Annotated in this window: 9 protein-coding genes and 5 pseudogenes; 12 read left to right on the forward strand and 2 right to left on the reverse strand. The window is 57.5% G+C overall.

Annotated features, from left to right (window positions below; translation table 11 throughout):
* Nucleotides 1–80: 80 nt before the first annotated feature.
* The 4 genes and pseudogenes from NKH13_RS34360 to NKH13_RS35830 form a co-directional block, all read left to right on the forward strand.
* Nucleotides 81–386 (forward strand): annotated as a pseudogene (locus NKH13_RS34360) (zincin-like metallopeptidase domain-containing protein); the annotation flags it as partial.
* Nucleotides 383–655 carry a hypothetical protein gene (locus tag NKH13_RS34365; RefSeq protein WP_352917247.1) on the forward strand — a complete coding sequence of 91 codons (273 nt, stop codon included), beginning with the start codon at nt 383–385 and terminating at the stop codon, nt 653–655. The pseudogene NKH13_RS34360 and the gene NKH13_RS34365, both read left to right, overlap by 4 nt.
* Nucleotides 597–899, forward strand: a complete 303-nt coding sequence (locus NKH13_RS34370) for a DUF2958 domain-containing protein (protein ID WP_502914607.1) — start codon at nt 597–599, stop codon at nt 897–899. The genes NKH13_RS34365 and NKH13_RS34370 overlap by 59 nt, the downstream gene beginning before the upstream one ends.
* Before the next feature lie 874 nt (nt 900–1,773).
* Nucleotides 1,774–2,130 (forward strand): annotated as a pseudogene (locus NKH13_RS35830) (antitoxin Xre/MbcA/ParS-like domain-containing protein); the annotation flags it as partial.
* A gap of 38 nt (nt 2,131–2,168) precedes the next feature.
* On the opposite strand, the gene NKH13_RS34375 reads toward NKH13_RS35830, so the two are convergent.
* Nucleotides 2,169–2,645 carry a hypothetical protein gene (locus tag NKH13_RS34375; protein WP_352917248.1) on the reverse strand — a complete coding sequence of 159 codons (477 nt, stop codon included), beginning with the start codon at nt 2,643–2,645 and terminating at the stop codon, nt 2,169–2,171.
* A 42-nt stretch (nt 2,646–2,687) separates the two neighbouring features.
* Here NKH13_RS34375 and NKH13_RS34380 point away from each other — a divergent pair, with 42 nt between their 5' ends.
* From NKH13_RS34380 to NKH13_RS34390, 3 genes are all read left to right on the forward strand, one after another.
* Complete coding sequence (locus tag NKH13_RS34380; RefSeq protein ID WP_352917250.1) at nt 2,688–3,839, forward strand: porin; 1,152 nt, start codon at nt 2,688–2,690, stop codon at nt 3,837–3,839.
* A gap of 900 nt (nt 3,840–4,739) precedes the next feature.
* Entirely contained in the window at nt 4,740–6,170 is a 1,431-nt protein-coding gene (locus NKH13_RS34385; RefSeq protein WP_352917252.1) for a TnsB C-terminal domain-containing protein, read from the forward strand.
* Between the two features lie 231 nt (nt 6,171–6,401).
* Nucleotides 6,402–7,631, forward strand: a complete 1,230-nt coding sequence (locus NKH13_RS34390) for a TniB family NTP-binding protein (RefSeq protein ID WP_352917259.1) — start codon at nt 6,402–6,404, stop codon at nt 7,629–7,631.
* Here the strand turns inward: NKH13_RS34390 and NKH13_RS34395 are convergent.
* Nucleotides 7,533–8,114: pseudogene (locus tag NKH13_RS34395) on the reverse strand (GntR family transcriptional regulator); the annotation flags it as partial. The gene NKH13_RS34390 and the pseudogene NKH13_RS34395 overlap by 99 nt on opposite strands.
* A gap of 948 nt (nt 8,115–9,062) precedes the next feature.
* On the opposite strand from NKH13_RS34395, the gene NKH13_RS34400 reads away from it, so the two are divergent.
* From NKH13_RS34400 to NKH13_RS34420, 5 genes and pseudogenes are all read left to right on the forward strand, one after another.
* Nucleotides 9,063–10,304, forward strand: coding sequence for a pyridoxal phosphate-dependent decarboxylase family protein (locus tag NKH13_RS34400; protein ID WP_352917254.1), 1,242 nt, complete (start codon nt 9,063–9,065; stop codon nt 10,302–10,304).
* A 207-nt stretch (nt 10,305–10,511) separates the two neighbouring features.
* Nucleotides 10,512–12,623, forward strand: a complete 2,112-nt coding sequence (locus NKH13_RS34405; RefSeq protein WP_352917255.1) for a hydantoinase/oxoprolinase family protein — start codon at nt 10,512–10,514, stop codon at nt 12,621–12,623.
* 35 nt (nt 12,624–12,658) lie between these two features.
* Entirely contained in the window at nt 12,659–14,395 is a 1,737-nt protein-coding gene (locus tag NKH13_RS34410; protein ID WP_352917257.1) for a hydantoinase B/oxoprolinase family protein, read from the forward strand.
* Between the two features lie 778 nt (nt 14,396–15,173).
* Nucleotides 15,174–16,595 (forward strand): annotated as a pseudogene (locus NKH13_RS34415) (ISNCY family transposase); the annotation flags it as partial.
* A 1,086-nt stretch (nt 16,596–17,681) separates the two neighbouring features.
* A pseudogene (locus tag NKH13_RS34420) lies at nt 17,682–18,858 on the forward strand (IS3 family transposase).
* The last annotated feature ends 340 nt before the right edge of the window (nt 18,859–19,198 follow it).

A 19,198-nucleotide genomic window follows, 5' to 3' on the forward strand; every position in this document is an offset into this window, starting at 1 on the left:
ACAGCGTCCTACAAGTGAAAGACTGTCCTGATTCCAGTGCGGGAAGATGACAGAAAGGACGCGATAAAGATGGGACCTAACACGAGCTTGGCCACTGGACCGGACACCCCACGCGGCTTGCCCGTGACCTTTCCGGCTCGTTTGGCTCCAAGACCTATGCCCGCGAGGAACTCGTCGCCGAAATCGCCGCAGCCTTTGTCTGTTCCACGCTCGGCATCGAGCCGACCGTGCGTCATGCCGACTATATCGGCTCATGGCTGAAGGTGCTGCGCGAGGACAACCGGGCTATCTTCCGCGCCGCCAGCCACGCCTCGAAAGCCGCCGATTTCCTGCTCGGCTTTCAGGCCGATGCGGAGGGCATGGTCCCTGAGGAGATCGCGGCATGAGCGAACGCGATCCCAAAACGCTGCAGACCGAGACGCCGGAAGGCGAGCAGACGCTCATTCCCTGTGTGAGCCCGATCACCGCGCGCCATCGGCTTGCCCTTCTGATGGACGCGCTGATGCGCCCGCGCGCCGCGCAGAAGCCGCTCGATGTCGCCTCTTTGATCAAGCCGCGCGCAACCAGCTCAACCTGTTCTGACGAGGAGTCTCTCCATGATCCTGATCACCGACGACCTGCGCGCCCGGCTTCTCGCCAACGGCGCTGCCGATGATGAAACCGACCATTTTCCGGTCGTGAAACTGTTCGATCCGACCGGATCGGCGACCTGGCTTCTCACCGAACTGCATGCGGATGGCGATAGGCTGTTCGGGCTCTGCGATCTCGGCTTCGGATTCCCGGAACTCGGCAGCGTCAGCCTCGCCGAGCTTGAACAGCGTCGCGGACCTTCCAGCCGGCGTCGTAAGCTCCCCAACCTCGCTGTACATCCCATGAACCAACTTACGGGGCAACGCTGAGCGTCGTACTCGCGACGCGGCGGAGTGCTTCATTCCGGACGTCCTTGCGAGCGTCGAAGCAGCGGCAGTTCCCCATGGGACGCGGCCATCTGCAAACGCGATGGTATCGTCCGGAATATTATATTGGCGAACTGAACACCACGTCGCGCATACTTGCAGCTAGCAGGACAAACGCCCATGCGGCCTGTAGAGATATCCTCGGGTGCCCACAATGAGCGAAATACCACACCTTCCTTCGATCTCGATACCACTGGCGTGATCAGGGGCCTGCTGGTCGGTAGTGACGAGGACGCGGCGCCTGGTCCTTCGGCTGTAGATAGCCGCTGAGGCACCGGATAAAACCTGCTCTCCCTGCCGGGAAGCCCGTATGAGTGGTTCGAGTGATCTTGCAAACGAAACGTCCCGTGTGTCACCAGTAAATGCGAGCATCGAAGTCGTTGTCGAGTCTACAGTTTGTCTAAATGTGCAATACGTTCGATTTGTACAAGTAACGCTTGAAAAATTGTTGCATAAAAGCAACATCTAAATTATATAACGCTGGCAAGAAACAGTTCTAGCTTGCACAAACGAGCGTTGAGGATAGCGTCAAGCTGCTAAGGATGCACTGCAATGTGCATCTGTTTCGATCGCTGGAACAAAGACGGTCGTCCATCGACGTTCTTCCCTTTTTTTTATTGAGAGGCACAGTTGAAACCGCAAGACGGTTGCTAGGTCGCGAGCAAACGAAGACGCAATATATCGCCGTCCGCCAAACTTCATGTCTTCAACGCTCTTTCAGCGGCTTGCTGAGGGCGTGCTATTGAGAAAGCCACATATGTCTGGGTCGAGTGATCTTGGAGATGAAAAGCGCCAGACCGAGCTTTCAAGCTTTGTCATGAGGGAGGTGCAGCGCATCCTTGCCCAATGCGATGAGGCGAGGCAGGGTGACAAGGCTGCTGTTGCACCTTCGGGTTCTCCTTCCAACGATTTGACCACCGTGGCTGCCGAATTTCTTGGTAGGCTCGAGGCCGAAGCAGCGCGACGGCTAAATGCCCAGGCGTGTGAGATCGCTTCGCGACCTCGGCCAGCCGATCATCCTCTCGGGTATCCGGTTCAGAAAGGTTACCCGAGAGAAGGAGCGCGCATTGCAGAGTGGGCCGGTCCAGTTGCGGGGTCGACGCATCTCGAGAGACGTTTTGGAATACCGCGATCCACGCTGTATTGGTGGCAGCGGCATAATGATGTGGTTGCCTTCCGGCGAGGCTCCCGCAAGCATGTATTTCCCCTGGCTCAGTTCATCGACGGCAGGCCCATGCCCGGAATTAGGCAGGTGCTTTCCTCGATCTCCGATCCCAGATTGGCTTGGCTGTGGCTGATCAGCCCGTCGCCCCTTCTCAAGGGTCGCGTTCCAATCGAATTGCTCAGGGAAGGTATGAACGCAGAAGTCGTCGCATCCGCCGCCCAGGCTGTTTCTCTGATTGGATCTATCTGACGATTGGCCGGAATGCCGACGGCTGTCCGCGCATTATGTACGTGCGCACAAAGCAGATGTGCCAATTGTGCGATTTGTTCAAATGTATAGTTGTTCAATTTGTGCAAGTAATACTGAAGATTTAGTGGTAAAAATGCAACTGATACTTCGTTATGCGCCTGGCAGACGGGATTTGAACTTGCACTAATTCGCCCAGCGAATAGCGTTCGAGCCGGGAAGGATGCATCGCGATGCGCATCTTTTTCGATCGTGGGGACAGGGAGCGGTTCGTCCATCGACGTCCTCGCCCCTTTCAAATCATTGAATGGAGATCAAGTATGAACATCAAGAGCCTTCTTCTCGGCTCAGCTGCGGCCCTGATCGCAGTTTCCAGCGCCCGCGCCGCCGACGCGGTGACGGTCGCCGAGCCGGAACCGGCTGAATACGTCAAGATCTGCGACGTATATGGCTCGGGCTACTTCTATATCCCCGGCACCGAGACCTGCCTGCGCATCGGCGGCTATGTCCGTTACGATATCAGCGCTGGTGACGTTGGATCCTACGACGGGGCGCGGACCCACGACGTCCAAGACGGCAGCGACCAGGGCACCTGGCGCAAGAACGCCCGCTTTGACCTAAGGACTTGGACCGGCCAGGAAACCGAACTCGGTACTTTGAAGACATACACCGAGACCAAATTCAATTTCGGTAACCGCAACGCCTATTCGGGTCCCGACAGTCCCCAGAACTATGCCTTCAACAGGGGCATCACACTGAACTTCGCCTGGATCCAACTCGGTGGCCTTCGCGTCGGCAAGGACGACTCGGCCTTCGATACGTTTATCGGCTATGCCGGCAACGTCATCAACGATACGCTCGTTCCCTACGGCGATTTCGACACCAACGTCGTGCAGTACTACTTCGACGCCGGGAATGGCTTCTCCGCCGTGGTATCGCTCGAAGAGGGTTCTGGCGTCGTCGGCACGATCGACAGCTACGTTCCGCATCTTGTCGGCGGCGTGAAGTACACGCAGGGCTGGGGCGCCATCACCGGCGTGATCGCCTACGACAGCAACTACGAAGAGGTAGCCGGCAAGGTCCGCTTGGATGTGAACGCCACCAACGAACTGTCGCTGTTCATTATGGCTGGCTATGGGACCGACAACAACCTAACCGATGGGACCTACGCTATTCCTGCCGGCGGTCGCGGCTTCTACAAGCAGTGGGGTGGCAACTGGGCCGTCTGGGGCGGCGGCACCTACAAGTTCAACGAGAAGACCTCTTTCAACCTTCAGGCGGCGTATGACGAGTGGAAGAACCTCGGCATTGCCGCCAATGTCGCCTACGATATCGTTCCTGGTCTGACGATCACGGCCGAAGTCGACTATCTCCACGCTGGCAAGTTCGGGGATGTGGACTTCTCTAACTGGACCAATGCCGACAAGAAGAACAGCATCGGCGGCGTGCTCCGCTTCCAGCGCTCGTTCTGAGGATTGAAGAGCCCGTTGCCGCGTTCGAAGCGGTAACTGCGAGCCTAATTTGCGGCTGAACCATTGTGGTGAGGCTTGTAGAGGTTTTCGGCGGATTGCTTGATCACGGACCTCCAATCCGAGCATTTCGTCGATGAGAAGGGCGCCCTGTTCCGGGCGCCCTTTTTATGGTTATCATCCCTCGCGCAAGCGAGAGGATCGCGCGCAATCGTGAGGCGGACCGCTCTCCAGGCCAGAACGGCATGATACGCAACACGGCACTGACGGCAGTTCAATGTTGAAAAGCAAAAGTGTCGAGCCCAGCAACCGGCCAGCCGATGCCCCGCCGGCAAGAGGTCCGCGCCGGACGCCGCCCTGGACCGGCTTTTCTCCCTTGGAAAGTTAGGCCTTCCCGGCCGGCGGTATCTAAAGCGCTCTCGTCGATCTCCTCGACTTCTATTGAGATCGGATTGCCGGTTATTCTGCCTCTCGGTCCATCAAGCCCCAAAACACGCGGGCGGTTTTCGCCGGCGAAGCCGCGACGACCTTATGGGAAGCCGCGCCAACAGGGTGGGCGCATCTCACGCCAAGTCCAGTGCCACCGACCATGCGAAATGCCGATAGTTGACGCGTCTGTCAGTTCGCGCGGCCATATTCATTCTCGTGCCGATCTGTTGCCTTTTCTGCTTTTCCCATGCGTCTTAGGCCGAGCCATTTCTGAAGGGGCCGTGAGATAGTCGAACGGACGAAAACGGTTGTCGCGCTGTATTTAAAGGTGAGACTGCTCGCCTAATGATTGCAAGCCCTTAGCCTTGTACTTAAATTGAGAATTTGCATTTAATTTGAGATTCGTGCTTGGCTCGCTGCAGTTAATGTGAGATTCTGACGGTCTAACGTTAGTTTGAATTGTTCGCGGGCAGCATGGGCGACGACAGCAATGATCATGGGGAGCGAGCGCGTTGGAACGAGGCGTGCCGGCGCGAAGAGGCAATCCGCAAGCTCGTGGAGCGCTATCCAAAAGGTCTGAGCGGTCAGGCTGTAGCGGATTTGGCTTGGGAACTGGATCTCAGCCGGGCCACTCTCTACAGGATGATCAAGCTGTTTCGAGCAGGTGGCACTGTAAGTTCACTGATGGACCGCAAGCGCGGTCGGCGCCAGGGACATCGCGCCCTCGACAAAGATAGAGAAGCCCTCGTGCTACGAACGATTGAAAGCTTTTATCTCAAGCCGACACGCCCGTCCTTCGCGCAGTTGGTTCGGCGGGTCCAAATAGCCTGCGCAGCAGCCGGCTTGGCTCCGCCAAACTGGCGCACTATCAAATCTCGGGTTGAAGAGATCGATCTACAGGTGAGGGGGCGTAAGCGCGGCGAGAGCGAGGTCGTCAAAGCTACAACGGCCACGCCAGGTGCCCTATCGGCGGCGCGGCCGCTTGAACTTGTGCAAATCGATCATACCAAAGTTGAAGTATTCGTTGTCGACGAAGAAACGCGTCTGCCGCTTGGACGGCCCTGGCTGACACTGGCGTTGGACATCTTTTCTCGGATGGTGACGGGCCTCTACCTGACCATGGAGGCGCCGTCGCGATTATCGACAAGCCTATGCATACTGCACTCAGTATTCGACAAAACCCAATGGTTGCAGGAGAGGGGTATCCGTGAAGCATGGCCCGTGACCGGTTTTCCGGGAACGATACATGTCGACAACGGCGCGGACTTTCGAAGTCATGCATTCGAACGTGCTTGCCGGGACAACGGCATAAAGATCGATTGGCGTCCGCCGGGAACGCCCCATTTCGGCGGCCACATCGAACGGTTGATCGGCACGCAGATGGGCGCGGTTCATCTGCTGCCAGGATCGACCTCAACCAACATCGAGGAACGGCGCGAGTATGATGCCAAACGCCATGCGACACTGACGCTTCGAGAGCTTGAGCGCTACATCGCACTCGAGATCGTTGGGCAATACCATCATGCTATCCATGGCGCACTCCGTCGGCCACCGATTGCGGTCTGGCGACAGCAGGAGAGTGAGTTGGTGTTGCGCCTGCCGAACGATCGTATGCAGTTCTGGATCTCCTTCCTGCCGGAGGCAGAGAGAACGTTGCGCCCGACCGGCATCCATCTTTTCAACATCCGCTACTGGTCGCCCGCCCTGGCCGCCGATATCGGACGGGCCAAGGCCCGCCTGATTGTGAAATACGACCCCCGCGATTTGTCGCGCGTCTTTGTTAAGCGTCCCTCAGGCAGCTTTGTCGAGGCTCGCTATGCCGATGTGACACTCGCGCCCATTACGCTCTGGGAGGCGCAGGCTGCCCGGCGCAAACTCAACGCTCAGGCGCAAACGCGAAATTGACATGCACGTCCTTATTCGCACTGCGTCTCGCAGCGCAAACTGATCGAGCAGGCGAAACACAAGACACAAGGGCGCCAGCGGCTTGCGAAAACGAACGAAGTGGGCTCGCTTCGGGGCGTCGATTCAAGCAAACCTGTTCCCTCCGTCGAAGATCTGGATTGAGCCCCTTTGAGCACGGATAACGTCCATCTGACGCAGGCGGCCAAAGACCTCCTCGGCGAGCCCGATATTGTGCGAGTTCGCGCGATTCAGGCTCGTCGATGGATTTTTTATCCGCGCGCCAAGCAGGCACTCGATCGTCTCAACCTGCTGGTCGGCCATCCGCGCGGCACGCGCATGCCCTCAGTCGCCATCTACGGCGACAGTGGCATGGGCAAGACGATGATCATGGAAAAATTCTGCGACAATAACCCCTCCCGTTTTGATCCGACGACCGGCGTTCAGGCTATGCCGGTGCTGGCAATCGAGATGACCGGCAAGCCAGGTGAGCGCCGTTTGTATGCCGAGATCCTGGCTACACTTGGAGCACCACAGGCACCCCGCGCCGACATTGTCCAAATGGAGCAAGCGGCGTTGCGGCTTATGAAAACGGTCGGCGTCCAGGTTCTAGTTATCGATGAAGTACATAACATCCTCGCCGGCTCATACCGCGAACAGCGGGTCGTGCTGAACACGATGCGATTTCTCAGCAATCGGCTTCAGATCTCCCTCGTTTGCTTCGGCGTAATCGAAGCGCGCGAAGCGATAAGTGGCGACGTACAGCTTGCCCGCCGATTCAGCGAGCTGACCTTGAATAGGTGGGCGGCCAACGAACAGCTCGAAGCACTAGTCTCGTCCATTTTGCGGAATATGCCGCTTCGCCGACCGACGGTGCTGACGCCGAAATCTCTACGCCGAATTCTGCAGATCAGCGACGGCATCACTGCAAATATTTTTCACGCGATCACGACCCTCGCAGCCGAGTCGATCGAGAGCGGTCCAATCCCAGCGTGCCCGTCTCGAACTCGGAGACGAGGAAGACGCGAAGCGCATCGATTCCTGATCGGCCTTCACAAAGGGATCGTCAACTTCTTCGACTGCTACGCAGCGACGTTGCCCTGTCAGGATCAGAGCAGGCTAGTTCCGGTAGGTCTTCTGGTCATGGGGAAAACCGCGACTACCGTCGGATGTTCAGCATCGCGAGGTCGATCGAGACGCATCCTGCGGAAACCGTTGCATGAATGCGGTCTACCAAGTCTGTCATCAACACGGCGACATAGCGGCCTAGGTAAACCGCTCCAGCAGGTACCCCAGTGCGTTTCGGAGGTCCGTTTCGATAGCTTCCGCGACTGCCATCCCGTCCCGCCGTCTCAAGGCAGAGCAAATCTTGATGCGGAGGCTTGGAGACTTCGACAGAGGAAGATATTCGGGAATCAGGAAGCTGAGATAGGGTCCCGACTGCAACCACAGGCTTTCGATTAGCTTTAGCGACACAGGCTTTCCGGCATGTCTGTAAAGCTCGAAGTGAAACTCGACCAGTCTCTCTCGATGTAAGGAGAGGTCGGCAGGACATTTGGTATCGAGCTGCTCCGCCAGCGCCTCCATATGTTCAATCGCGCTCTCGGGTATCCGCGCGGCGGCATATGCTGCGGCGCGGGACTCTATAAGGATACGGAGCTCTCGCACCTCCTTGTAGACGTGCCAGTTCGCTTCCGGGACGCGTATCGATTTCTGCAGGGAATGTTCGAGCGTTCCGGCCGTCACCAGTTGCAGGAGTGCCTCCCTGACGGGTGTCACGCTGGTATTCAGTTCCTCGGCCAGCGGCCGCAGCTTGATCTTTTCGCCTGGGCGGTAGCCGCCGCTGATCAACCGGAAGCGGATCTCATCGTAGACGGACCCCCGGCGTCCGAGACCAGTATCTCGGAATAACCCTGCACTGTCTCCTGCGTGTATAAGATCGGCCATGATTGCTTGTACGACACCTGTTAGTTCGCCATCTGGGCTGCAAGCGAAGTGGGGAGGAAAGGAAAGCAGAACAGCAGGGTCATCGTAAACAGGTCCTGGACGACAAACGGCGTCACGCCACAGAAAACCGTCTCGATCGGCACGTCAACTAGCTACGACAAACGTTCCCGCGCCGATGCTACATTAAAGCTGCCCCCGATCGGCTGACTCAAACGGATCGGCCGCATTTCGATCGCCGGCACCCTCAATCCACCCCCGTCGGGCAAACCGACCGCCGACCGTCTAGCTCCTTCGCTGGCGGCGGCCTCCGGCCAGCCCGACAAATGTAACTCCGCTGGAGTTGCTTGCGGGACATTGCTGTTCTGCAACTGCGGCATCCGTAGTCGAAAGGCCGCTCATCATGTCGCTCGTGGCGCTATCGTCCTCTGACAGCCCTGATGCATGGCCGGGACGCCGCCTGCTAATCTCGGTCTCCGTTCTCCTGCGTTGAGCTTGGTATGTCATAACAGATAAAGCCATTACGGCTGAAATGAGGCGGACAAGCAGGAACTTTGGCTTTCAAACCCCGCGCCCCTATTTATCCCCCACTCATGCGGTTTTACATCCACAAAGTAATCCGGATTTTTCTGTCAAGGCGACATTCTGAGAAATAATCGGTTGACAGATGGCGATCATTTGATATTCGTTTGTCATAACAAAATGTATCGCTCGAAGGGAAGCGACCTCATGCGCCTCACATGGCGTTGAGCAGTGTCCCACGCAACATTCGCCGCACCAGGCCCGATGCCCCCCGGCGCCACTGGATGCGCGGCGAGCCACGCTTCGAGGAGGCATCAACAATGATTGCAGAGAAGGAATGCCGGTCCGCGCAAGTCCGGATAGCCACCATATCCGAACCTGCGCCGCCCTATCATCAACGAAATCACTTGCCGATATCAGGATGTGGACATGACAATGACGGATGGACGCACGTGGAACGAAGTGCGCGCTGAGATGGAATCCTTCAAGGATCAGGACTTTGACTGGAAGGGAGGCCGCCTCCCTTCGTACATCTACTACCTCGATGAGGAGATGCTGAATATCCAACGCGAGGCGTACGGCCTGTACATGGTCGAGAACGGGCTTGGCAAAGGGCGCGCCTTCCCCAGCCTCAAGCGGATGGAAGACGAGGTCATCCGTCGTGGACTCGCGATCTTGGGCGGCTCGGAAGCGAGCGGCGGCATCTTCACCTCCGGAGGCACGGAAAGCATCCTCCTGGCAGTCAAGGCAGCGCGTCAGTGGGCCCGCCAGAGCGGTAAGAAGAAGCCGTATAAGATCCTTCTGTCCGAGACCGCCCATCCGGCGTTCAATCGGGCGGCGGATCTCATGGAGCTCGAGGTAGAGCGGCTCCCGATGCGCGATCGCGATTTCAAGTTCGATCTCAACCTACTGCAGACGGCCCTGGACGATAGCGTCATCATGGTAGTTGGATCGGCACCGAACTATGCTGCGGGAACATTCGATGACATCACCCGATTGGGCGAAATATGCCTCAAGAACAGTCTGTGGCTGCATGTCGACGCCTGCGTCGGGGGCTTCCTCGCCCCGTTTGCGCGCATGAACGGAAGGAGCATTCCGGACTTCGATCTGAGCGTACCGGGAGTGAAGAGCCTCTCGTCCGATATCCATAAATATGGCTTTGCAGCCAAGGGAGCCTCTCTCGTGCTTTTCTCCTCTGCCGAGGATAAGAAGCTGGCGCATTTCGCGCTCGAGTGGTCGAGAGGTACTTACCAGTCCGAGTCGAATCAAGGCACGCGCGCTGGCGGTGCCGTGGCGGCAGCTTATGCCGTAATGAACGTCCTCGGAAACGATGGCTATCGCCGCCTCGCGGACATTACGCTAGGAACTGTTGACCGCCTTACCGACGGCATCGATGCCATCGACGGACTGGAAGTCATTAAGCCGATCGAGCTGTGCATCTTCGCTTACAAGAGCGTCGATCCGGACATCGAGATCAACGCAGTAGCCGAGGAAATGGGGAACAAGGGGTGGTTCATCGGCCGCTCGCAGCGCCCGGCACCTTCCATTCAGATGGCGGTCAATCCCGTGCATGCGAAGATTTGCGACCAGTATCTGGCCGACCTCTCAGAAAGCGTGGCCCAGGTCAAGCAACTCGGACTGCGATCACAATTTGACAAGAATACTTATTAAGACGTCACCTCAATACAGACCTAATTCTCTTCCGCTTGTGACAATACAACGTGGGGCGGGGTATCATGAGACAGTGGTGATTGTTCACAATCGTTTTTCTTTCTCAGTTGGCTCTGACTCGTATATCCTATCCAACCACATCTTCTTTTCCGGGGTGATACCAGCACCGGAATCTTCACGCCGTTTGATCTCTTCAGGAAGTTTGACATGTTAATTAGGCCTTATCGCATTGGTGTCGACGTCGGTGGCACTTTTACCGATCTATTAGTTGTTGACGCAAGTGGCGAAATCCACGCTTACAAGTCGCCGTCGGTGCCGAGCAACCCGGCGCAGGGCGTTATTGCCGCGATGGAGCTCGCGGCTTCTCAACTCGGCATCTCAGTACACGCACTATTGTCCGGGACTTCTCAATTCGTCCACGGCTCAACCGTAGCTACCAATACGCTTCTTGAGAAGAAGGGAGCCAAAACAGGGCTTCTTACCACCGAAGGCTTTCGGGACAGTCTCGAGATCAGGAGGGGATTCCGAGACGATGTTTGGGATCATCGCAAACCGTATCCTGACGTATTGGTTCCGCGTTATCTTCGTTTGTACGTATCAGAGAGAATGGCCCATGACGGAACTGTCATAAAGCCGCTTGATCTTTCTTCCGTAGATAGCGCCATTCAGATTTTCAAAAACGAACAGGTAGAGTCCGTCGCTGTCTCGCTCTTGCATGCCTACCGTAACCCAGCCCACGAGAAGGCTGTCGGGGATTATGTTCGCAGGTCAATGCCCGGCACTTGGGTGACTGAGTCAGCGGCGGTTGCGCCCATCATCGGAGAATATGAGCGGACATCTACGGTCGTGGTAAATGGGTATATCGCGCCGCGTGTAACTCCCTACCTGACTGAGCTCGATCGGCGGCTGAGTGAACTGGGCCTACCACGTGGCCTACTGATGGTTCAGTCAAATGGGGGAGCGATTTCCGTACCAGAGGTTGCAAATCTACCTGTCCGCTTGATACTGTCAGGCCCTGCCGCTGGCGTTGGTGCCCTTCGCTTTTTCGGGCACGATACAAAGTCCAAAGATCTCATGGCCATCGAAGTTGGAGGCACAAGCTGCGACGTCACCCTGGTGAAGAACGGCGCCGTCAGCATGACGGACCAGATTAACGTCGATGGCTTTCACCTCACCATCCCCGCCGTGGAAATCCATACTGTGGGAGCTGGTGGTGGTACCATTGGCCACGTCGACTCTGCTGGTATGATGCAGGCGGGTCCTCAGGGAGCAGGAGCACGTCCTGGCCCAGCATGCTACGGGTTTGGTGGCGAATATCCGACGGTCACGGACGCTAACCTTGTATTAGGGCGACTAAAACCGGGGAGTTACGCTGGCGGTGCCATTTCGCTCAATATGGATAAAGCAACGGACGCCGTTCGAAGGCACCTTTCGGAACCTTTGGGAATAGATGTGGAAGAGGCGGCCATCGGCCTAATAAAACTTGTTGAGCAAAATATCCAACACGCGATCGAGAAGGTTTCGGTAGAACGGGGTTACAACCCTCGACTGTTTACTCTTGTTGCAGCGGGGGGTGCAGGCGCGTTACACGGTCCGTCTGCCGCACGATCGGTTGGCTGCTCATCGCTATACGTACCCCGCCTTGCGGGCGTCTTTTGCGCCTTTGGCATGTGCAATACGGACGTACGGCACGATTACTCTTTAACGTGGCTTCGAGAGCTTAACGACAAAGACGGGGAACACCAACAAGCGCTCGATAGAGCGTTTGATGAACTTCAGTCGCAGGCCGAAGGGTTCCTCCACAGGGAAGGGTTCTCCGCTGATAACAGCACGTTCATTCGCGGATATGAAATGCGTTATGTTGGACAACAGTGGAACGTTTCGGTTGATTGTCAATCGACCAATCTCAACGATGTGCGCCGGTCGTTCGAGACAACCCATGAAAGACTTTATGGTTATTTCCAAGAAGAAGGGCCGGTGCTGATCGCTGGCATTCGGCTCGCCGGTGTTGGTGTCCAGCCTCCACTTACGGTCGTTGCCCCCGCTTACTCGGATGCAAAAGCCACGCCGACGGAGTTTCGACGTGTCTGGGTAGATCACCTTACAGGGTTTGCGGTGATACCTGTATACGATGGGCGGCTATTGCTTCCTGGACAATCGCTTTCGGGCCCAGCGATAATCGATGAATCGACCACCACGCTAATTGTAGGTAGCCACGACGAGCTAAACGTTACGGCGGCCAACAACTACTTGATCAAGATCGGTCACGCAGAATCTAATTCGACTGGTGTTCGATCAAATTTTCAGGCCGCGGAGTGAACCCTACGCGCAAATGCAATTAAGGCAATTATCGGATGAAAACGCAGACTACGATCAATGACCCAGTGCTGCTGGCGATTATTCAAAAGCAACTTGATCATATTACGTTGCAGATGGGCACCGTTATGGTCAAGACTGCACGGAGCCCGATCTTCAGCCAAAGTCACGACTTCAGTTGTTTTTTGAGCAACTCGCGAGGAGAAACGATCGCTCAAGCCGATGGCCTGCCAATACACTCGGGCGGAGGGGGGTTCGCGGTCCGGGCCTTACTGCGGGATCTTGGCAAGGACATTAGTGATGGCGATGTATTTATTCTGAGTGACCCGTATGAGGCCGGCGGCAATCACCTGCCAGACTGGACGATTATCCGTCCGGTTTTTGCAGCTGGCGTGCTTGCCGGCTTTTGCACAAACAGGGCACACCAATCTGATATCGGCGGTGGTGCCGCCGGGACCTACAACGCAGCAGCTACCGAAATCTTCCACGAGGGCATTCGTTTACCAGTCCTGAAACTCTACGAATCGGGTAAACGTCGCGACGACCTCTGGAAGCTTCTCCTGCTGAACTCGCGTTGTCCGGATCTGCTGGACGGCGATTTAGCTGCGATGGTTGGGTCAACCCGCATCGGAGCGGAGCGAATGTCTGCTCTATTTATTGAGCTCGGTGCCGACCGGGCAGAAGATTATTTGGATGCGGTTCTCGCTCACGGTGAGCGAAGCATGCGTCAAGCGGTCCGCGATCTACCAGACGGTGTTTGGAAGGGAGCAGATGTGAGCGACAATGATTGTTTCGAGTTGCGCGACGTCGAAACCCATGTGACACTTACGATCAAGGGCGATGTGCTCACCTTTGATTTCACCGGTAGCTCGCCGCAGATCAGAGGGTTCAAGAATAGCAGCCTAGCAAACACATATTCATCCGTTTACGTCGCCGTTTCGTCTTTTTTGGACAAATCAATTCCGCGCAACGAGGGGGCTTACCGTTGCGTCAAGATTATTGCGCCAGAAGGAACGGTAGTGAACGCAAAACCACCGGCGCCACTGACGATGTGTACGGTTTTTCCGGCAACCGACATCATGAACGCATGCTGGCGAGCGCTGGAGCAAACAGATCCTGAGCGTGCCTGTGCCAGCTGGGGTAAGCTGGTTCACGGCATCTCTGCCGGACGGCAGCCCGATGGGCGGATGTTCGTTATGTATCATTGGCATGGGCAGGCAGGTGGTGGTGCAGTAAAAGGGCGGGACGGATTTCCGATGACTAGCGCCCAGATGACTCTTGGCGGTATGTCCATTCCGAACGTGGAGACTTACGAACAGTCTTATCCGTGCAGGATCCTGCGACAAGAGTTTCGCCTCGATGGAGGCGGTGCCGGTGAATACCGGGGCGGTACTGGTGTGGAGTACGAGGCTATCATTTTTACACCCAGTGAACACCACATTAGAGCTGAGGGGGGGCGCCGTCCAACCGGCCTCGGATGTGTTGGAGGTTTGTCAGGCGCCATGGCCGAAATCAGCGTTTTCGAGTTGGATAGCGGGAGGGCCGTGGATGTACCGCCCTACGGCGCACAGGCGTTGCCTCCAGCACGTTTCAAAATTCTAGGATCCGGTGGGGGAGGTTGGGGATATCCGAAGGCAAGAAAGCCAGAGGTGGTGTTGCGCGATGTCCGAGACGGAGTCGTGTCCGTACAGGTCGCAAGGGACATCTATGGCGTGGTGATCTCGCAGGACGGGAAGGCAGTCGTGAGCGCAACGCCCCGCTCTTCGAGTGTCTAGCATCGGACGCATACTTACTCATCGGCAACGGACCGACGGCCGGAGTGCATTACCCCGCTTATGATTTCGATGATGATACGATACCGCAAGGCATAGGCTATTGGGTATATCAGTAGACGGCGCCCGCTCCATAACCTCGGCGGCGCCTGCGCGCCCAGGTTTCGCCGACGGCCGGATCGCGTGGCGTGCTCTTGGCCAGTGCGAGCGCGCGACGGAGCTGGCGTCGTCGCGCCCGATGATTACATGGTCGCCGAAGGGGCTTGTGTGGACGAGGTAATGGCCAGCTCCCCGGAAGACCGCTCAGAACGCCCACCGAGGACCGGGCCGTCTGCTCCTCTGCACCACCAACGTCGTTCTATGGAACCTGCCATGGCGTCCCGCTCTCCGTTCACTGCGGCCACCCACGACGTGCCGTCGCGGGTCCCTGCGCCTTGCTCACTACGATCCGGCCTCGACGGCGTTTCGGGGCCACGACGGCGCGGCTCCGAGCACCAGACTTCGAGATCCCAATCACGGATCTGCCTGGCAAACATGAACATCCGGTTCGCGACCCGTTGCGGTCCCTCATGAAGCCATTGATTCCACACCATATTCGGAAGTTCCATAACAGATATTACGCGACTTTCGACTGTAGCAGCTATATAGAGATGCGACACTTGAGCAATTTAGAGATGCGACAGTCCCCGACTTTCACAGCTCATGCTCTGGCCAACTCGAAGCTAGAAAGGAAGGCTTGCGGCCTCAGCCTGGCGACGGACCGGGCTCCTTGGAGACCGTCATGCCTTGTCTCGTCACCTTGTCGCAGAACGAACTTCATCGCCTTGAAGCTATTCAGAAGATTCGGGAACGTCGGCTTAGCGTTGTCCAGGCGGCCGAACTGTTGCGATTGAGCCGCGCACAGGTTCACCGGCTGTTGCAAGCCTATGATCGCGATGGCGCTGCTGGCCTTGCTTCGAGGAAGCGCGGTCGACCAAGCAACCGCCGTCACAGCGAGGACTTTCGCAATGCGGCGCTCGACCTGGTGCGCGAGTACTATATCGACTTCGGACCGACACTGGCTGCCGAGAAGTTGCTCGAACGCCATCAGATCGGGGTCAGCAAAGAGACGCTGCGCCACTGGATGACAGAAGCCGGCATATGGACATCACGGCGTGAGCGCAAACGCCAGCTTCACCAGCCACGAGGCCGGCGTGACTGCCTCGGCGAACTGGTGCAAATCGACGGATCGCATCACTGGTGGTTTGAGAGTCGCGGTCCCAAATGCGCCCTGCTCGTCTTTATTGACGATGCCACCGGCCAGTTGCTCCATTTGCGCTTTGCGGCCTCGGAGAACACGTTTGACTATTTCCATGCGGCGAAGGCCTATCTGAGCGCCTGCGGCAAGCCGTTGGCCTTCTACAGCGACAAGCACGGCATTTTCCGCACGACACATGGTTCGGAGTTGGATCGGACCAGCGGTTTGACGCAGTTCGGCCGGGCGCTCTACGAGCTCAATATCGACATCATCTGTGCCAACACGCCCCAAGCCAAGGGACGCGTCGAGCGGGCCAACCAGACCTTACAGGACCGACTTGTGAAGGAACTGCGCCTGCGCAACATCAGCACGATCGAGGCGGCAAACGCCTACGCTCCAGAGTTCATGGCGGACTTCAACGCGTGTTTTGGCAAAGAGCCCCGCAATCCGAAGAACATGCATCGGCCCCTCGCCGATCACGAACAGTTGGATGGCGCGATGTGCCATAAAGAGTTTCGCACCGTGTCTCAGGCGCTGACGCTGCGCTACGACAAGGTGCTGTTCATCCTCGATCCGACTGACTTGGCGAAGCGTCTTGCCGGCAAGAAGGTCGTTGTCTGCGACTATCCGGACGGCCGGCTCGAGATAACGCATGATGGCATCGGCCTGCCCTACAGAACCTTCGACAAACTTCGCTCAGTGCACAGGACTGCAGTCGTCGAGAACAAACGTCTCGATGCGGCGCTGCTGATGGTTGCCGAGATGCAGGAAGGTCGGGAGCTGAAGCGTAGCCAGCACGCTCCGCGGCGCACCGGCCAGACAGACCATATGTTCGGTATTCCCGACGGGAGCGTGGGCAATGGCTATGTGAAGCGCGACCGCAAGCCTGGGCGTCGGCGGGACTTCATGAACGACCCGGCCGTCATTGCCAGACGGGAGAAAGCACTGGCGCGCATGGCGGCCGCTGTCGACCGTGTTGAAGTCACTACCCCGAACAAATTTGATCCGGCAGATTCAGGCAGGGCCAGTGGCCGCCTGGACGATGTTCTCGCATTCCTGATGGAGAATTCAGGCAAGCTGCCAGAAGCCCCGCTGCCCTGATGAATTCTCGGCAAAGTGTAGGCAAGCGGACTGCCTGTGCAGCGCCAGTCCGCCGCGATCTGTCCGGCGGCGGGTCTCAAAGCTAAAGCCAAGGGAGCTTCACTGGAACGCCCCCGATCGGGCTGCGCAACCCCGACCAGCTGACGCCCGATCGGGCGCTCTCGTCGGTGCCAAGAAGGCGCGGCTTCACCGTCGGTGCGACATTTCTACTTTGCTAGGAACCGAAACGCCCCTGCCCTACGAGTGTCGCATTTCTAATTTGCCAACGCTGTTACATCTCTAACTTGCTTTAACATCGACAATTGATGCCGGTATCCTCTAGTATTGCCTAAACATCTACCACACGTACACATTATTTTACGAATCTTTTAGCAGAGACAATGGCCACTATACGCCTTGGTTCAACATTCTAGTCCTACTTGAAGCGTCCTGATCTGGTCAAACTAGTCGAACGCTCTAAGCTCTCTGAACCACGGGGCCAGCCCCCAAATCAACCACGATGAAATGTTTCGCGAGCAAGGTGAATTGTTGCGTCGCGCGAAATGCCTTCCAGGCGCCCCTAAGATGGTGATCGTCTATGGATCATACCCCGTCCTGAACTCCTGAACTGCCGCGGCTTTCACCTGCTCCGCCCTTCGCCGTCCGGATTGGGAGCAGTGCCTGCTCTGCACTCGTGCAAAGTCCGCGATGGCGACTCGATTCCTGGGCCAAGAGCCATTTTCGGGCGGCAACTCCAGCACCGACCTTGAGCGGATCATGCCGGTTATCTCTTAGATGCCTGATCGTCGACGCTCCGCTTAAGCCGGCCGGGCCTCCCGACCGCCGGATCGATAATGATGATCGCCTCTGGACAATTGTTCTTGTTGTAGAGCGCGATGGTCTCCACCTGACCTTGCCCCTCTTATCTAATCCGGTTTGAAGTTCGTTCTGGCCCATCGAGAGGACCAGGACATGAAACGTAGCCGCTTCTCTAAAGAGCAGATCATCGGAATTTTGAAGGAACATGAGGCCGGGGTATCGGTTGCCGCTATGCCGCAAGCACGGGGTCAGCGACGCCTCGATTTACAACTGGAAGGCCCGCTTCGGCGGGATGGATGTCTCCGAGGCTCGGCGACTGAAGGCTCTGGAGGACGAGAACACGCGGCTGAAGCGGCTTCTGGCCGACGCCATGCTCGACAATGCCGCGTTGAAGGATCTTGTGGGAAAGAAATGGTGACGCCCGCGGCCAAGCGGAAAGCTGTCGCTCGCCTGAAGGAAGGCTTCGGGATGAGCGAACGGCGGGCGTGTAAAGCCATCGGCTGTTGCCGCATGACGGTTCGCTACGAGACCAGCAGGCCGGACGACCGCGAGCTTCGCGAGCGGATGAAGGCGATCGCGCAGGAGCGTCGCCGGTTCGGCTACCGGCGTCTTCTCGTGATGCTGAGGCGGGAGGGCCTGGTCGTGAACCACAAGAAGCTGTTCCGGCTCTATCGGGAGGAGAAGCTCGCCGTTCGCCGCCGTGGCGGCCGCAAACGGGCGATCGGAACCAGGGCGCCGATGGTGGTGCCGCTGAGGCCCGACGAGCGCTGGTCGCTCGACTTCGTATCGGACCAGCTCACAGACGGGCGCCGCTTCCGCGTCCTGGCCGTCGTCGACGACTGCACGAGAGAGTGCCTGGCACTCATCGTTGATACGTCGCTCTCGGGCATGCGGGTTGCCCGAGAATTGGACCGGCTCATCACCGAGCGCGGCCGGCCGAGAATGATCGTCAGCGACAATGGCAGCGAGTTCACCTCGAACGCCATCCTCTCCTGGGCGGATCAGAACCGCGTCGAATGGCATTACATTGCGCCCGGCAAGCCGATGCAGAATGGCTTCATCGAGAGCTTCAACGGCCGACTGCGCGATGAACTGCTCAACGAGACGCTGTTTACTTCGCTGGCTCGCCATCGCCCTGTGGCACGCCGACTACAACACCGCCCGGCCGCATTCCCAAATCGCCTGGCAGACACCGGCCGAGTTCGCCACCACCTTCAATCTGCGACGGTCGCTCGCGCTGCGCGATGCCAAAGGCTCCGCGCCAGCGCCCGTCGCTTCACCCGCCCAGCAGGGCACAACCCACGCCGGAAACGAACTCAAAACTGGATAGAAACTGGGGGCAAGGTCACACCGTCTTGCCGTGCTCTATTTAATTATTAGCAACGCCAGCCAGCCAGCCTGCCGACACGTTTGACGAGGTCCCCCGCCTTACCTGCATCGTGTCAAGGTTTTGTGGGTTCGCTGGGGCCGCGCCATCCCAGCCTACCTCCCTTCACGCCCAACAGCGAAGCATCCAATCCTAATTCGTGAAGCCGCGAGAAAAGAAAAATTTGACTGGTAACCAAGTGGATGTGTTGCAACGTTTTGATTACCGGCGCTATGGCAAGACCCCTTCGACATTTTCGGAGGATTAGATGTTCAAGGGCCGCCAGTTCGACCAGTCAGTGATC

Origin of the sequence: Mesorhizobium sp. M1348, from assembly GCF_040317925.1 — a bacterium.
GTDB lineage: Bacteria > Pseudomonadota > Alphaproteobacteria > Rhizobiales > Rhizobiaceae > Mesorhizobium.

Coding starts and splice junctions, on each gene's coding strand:
- NKH13_RS34365 (WP_352917247.1), top strand. CDS start 383: ATGAGCGAACGCGATCCCAAAACGCTGCAGACCGAGACGCCGGAAGGC.
- NKH13_RS34370 (WP_502914607.1), top strand. CDS start 597: ATGATCCTGATCACCGACGACCTGCGCGCCCGGCTTCTCGCCAACGGC.
- NKH13_RS34375 (WP_352917248.1), bottom strand. CDS start 2,645: ATGGACGAACCGCTCCCTGTCCCCACGATCGAAAAAGATGCGCATCGC.
- NKH13_RS34380 (WP_352917250.1), top strand. CDS start 2,688: ATGAACATCAAGAGCCTTCTTCTCGGCTCAGCTGCGGCCCTGATCGCA.
- NKH13_RS34385 (WP_352917252.1), top strand. CDS start 4,740: ATGGGCGACGACAGCAATGATCATGGGGAGCGAGCGCGTTGGAACGAG.
- NKH13_RS34400 (WP_352917254.1), top strand. CDS start 9,063: ATGACAATGACGGATGGACGCACGTGGAACGAAGTGCGCGCTGAGATG.
- NKH13_RS34405 (WP_352917255.1), top strand. CDS start 10,512: ATGTTAATTAGGCCTTATCGCATTGGTGTCGACGTCGGTGGCACTTTT.
- NKH13_RS34410 (WP_352917257.1), top strand. CDS start 12,659: ATGAAAACGCAGACTACGATCAATGACCCAGTGCTGCTGGCGATTATT.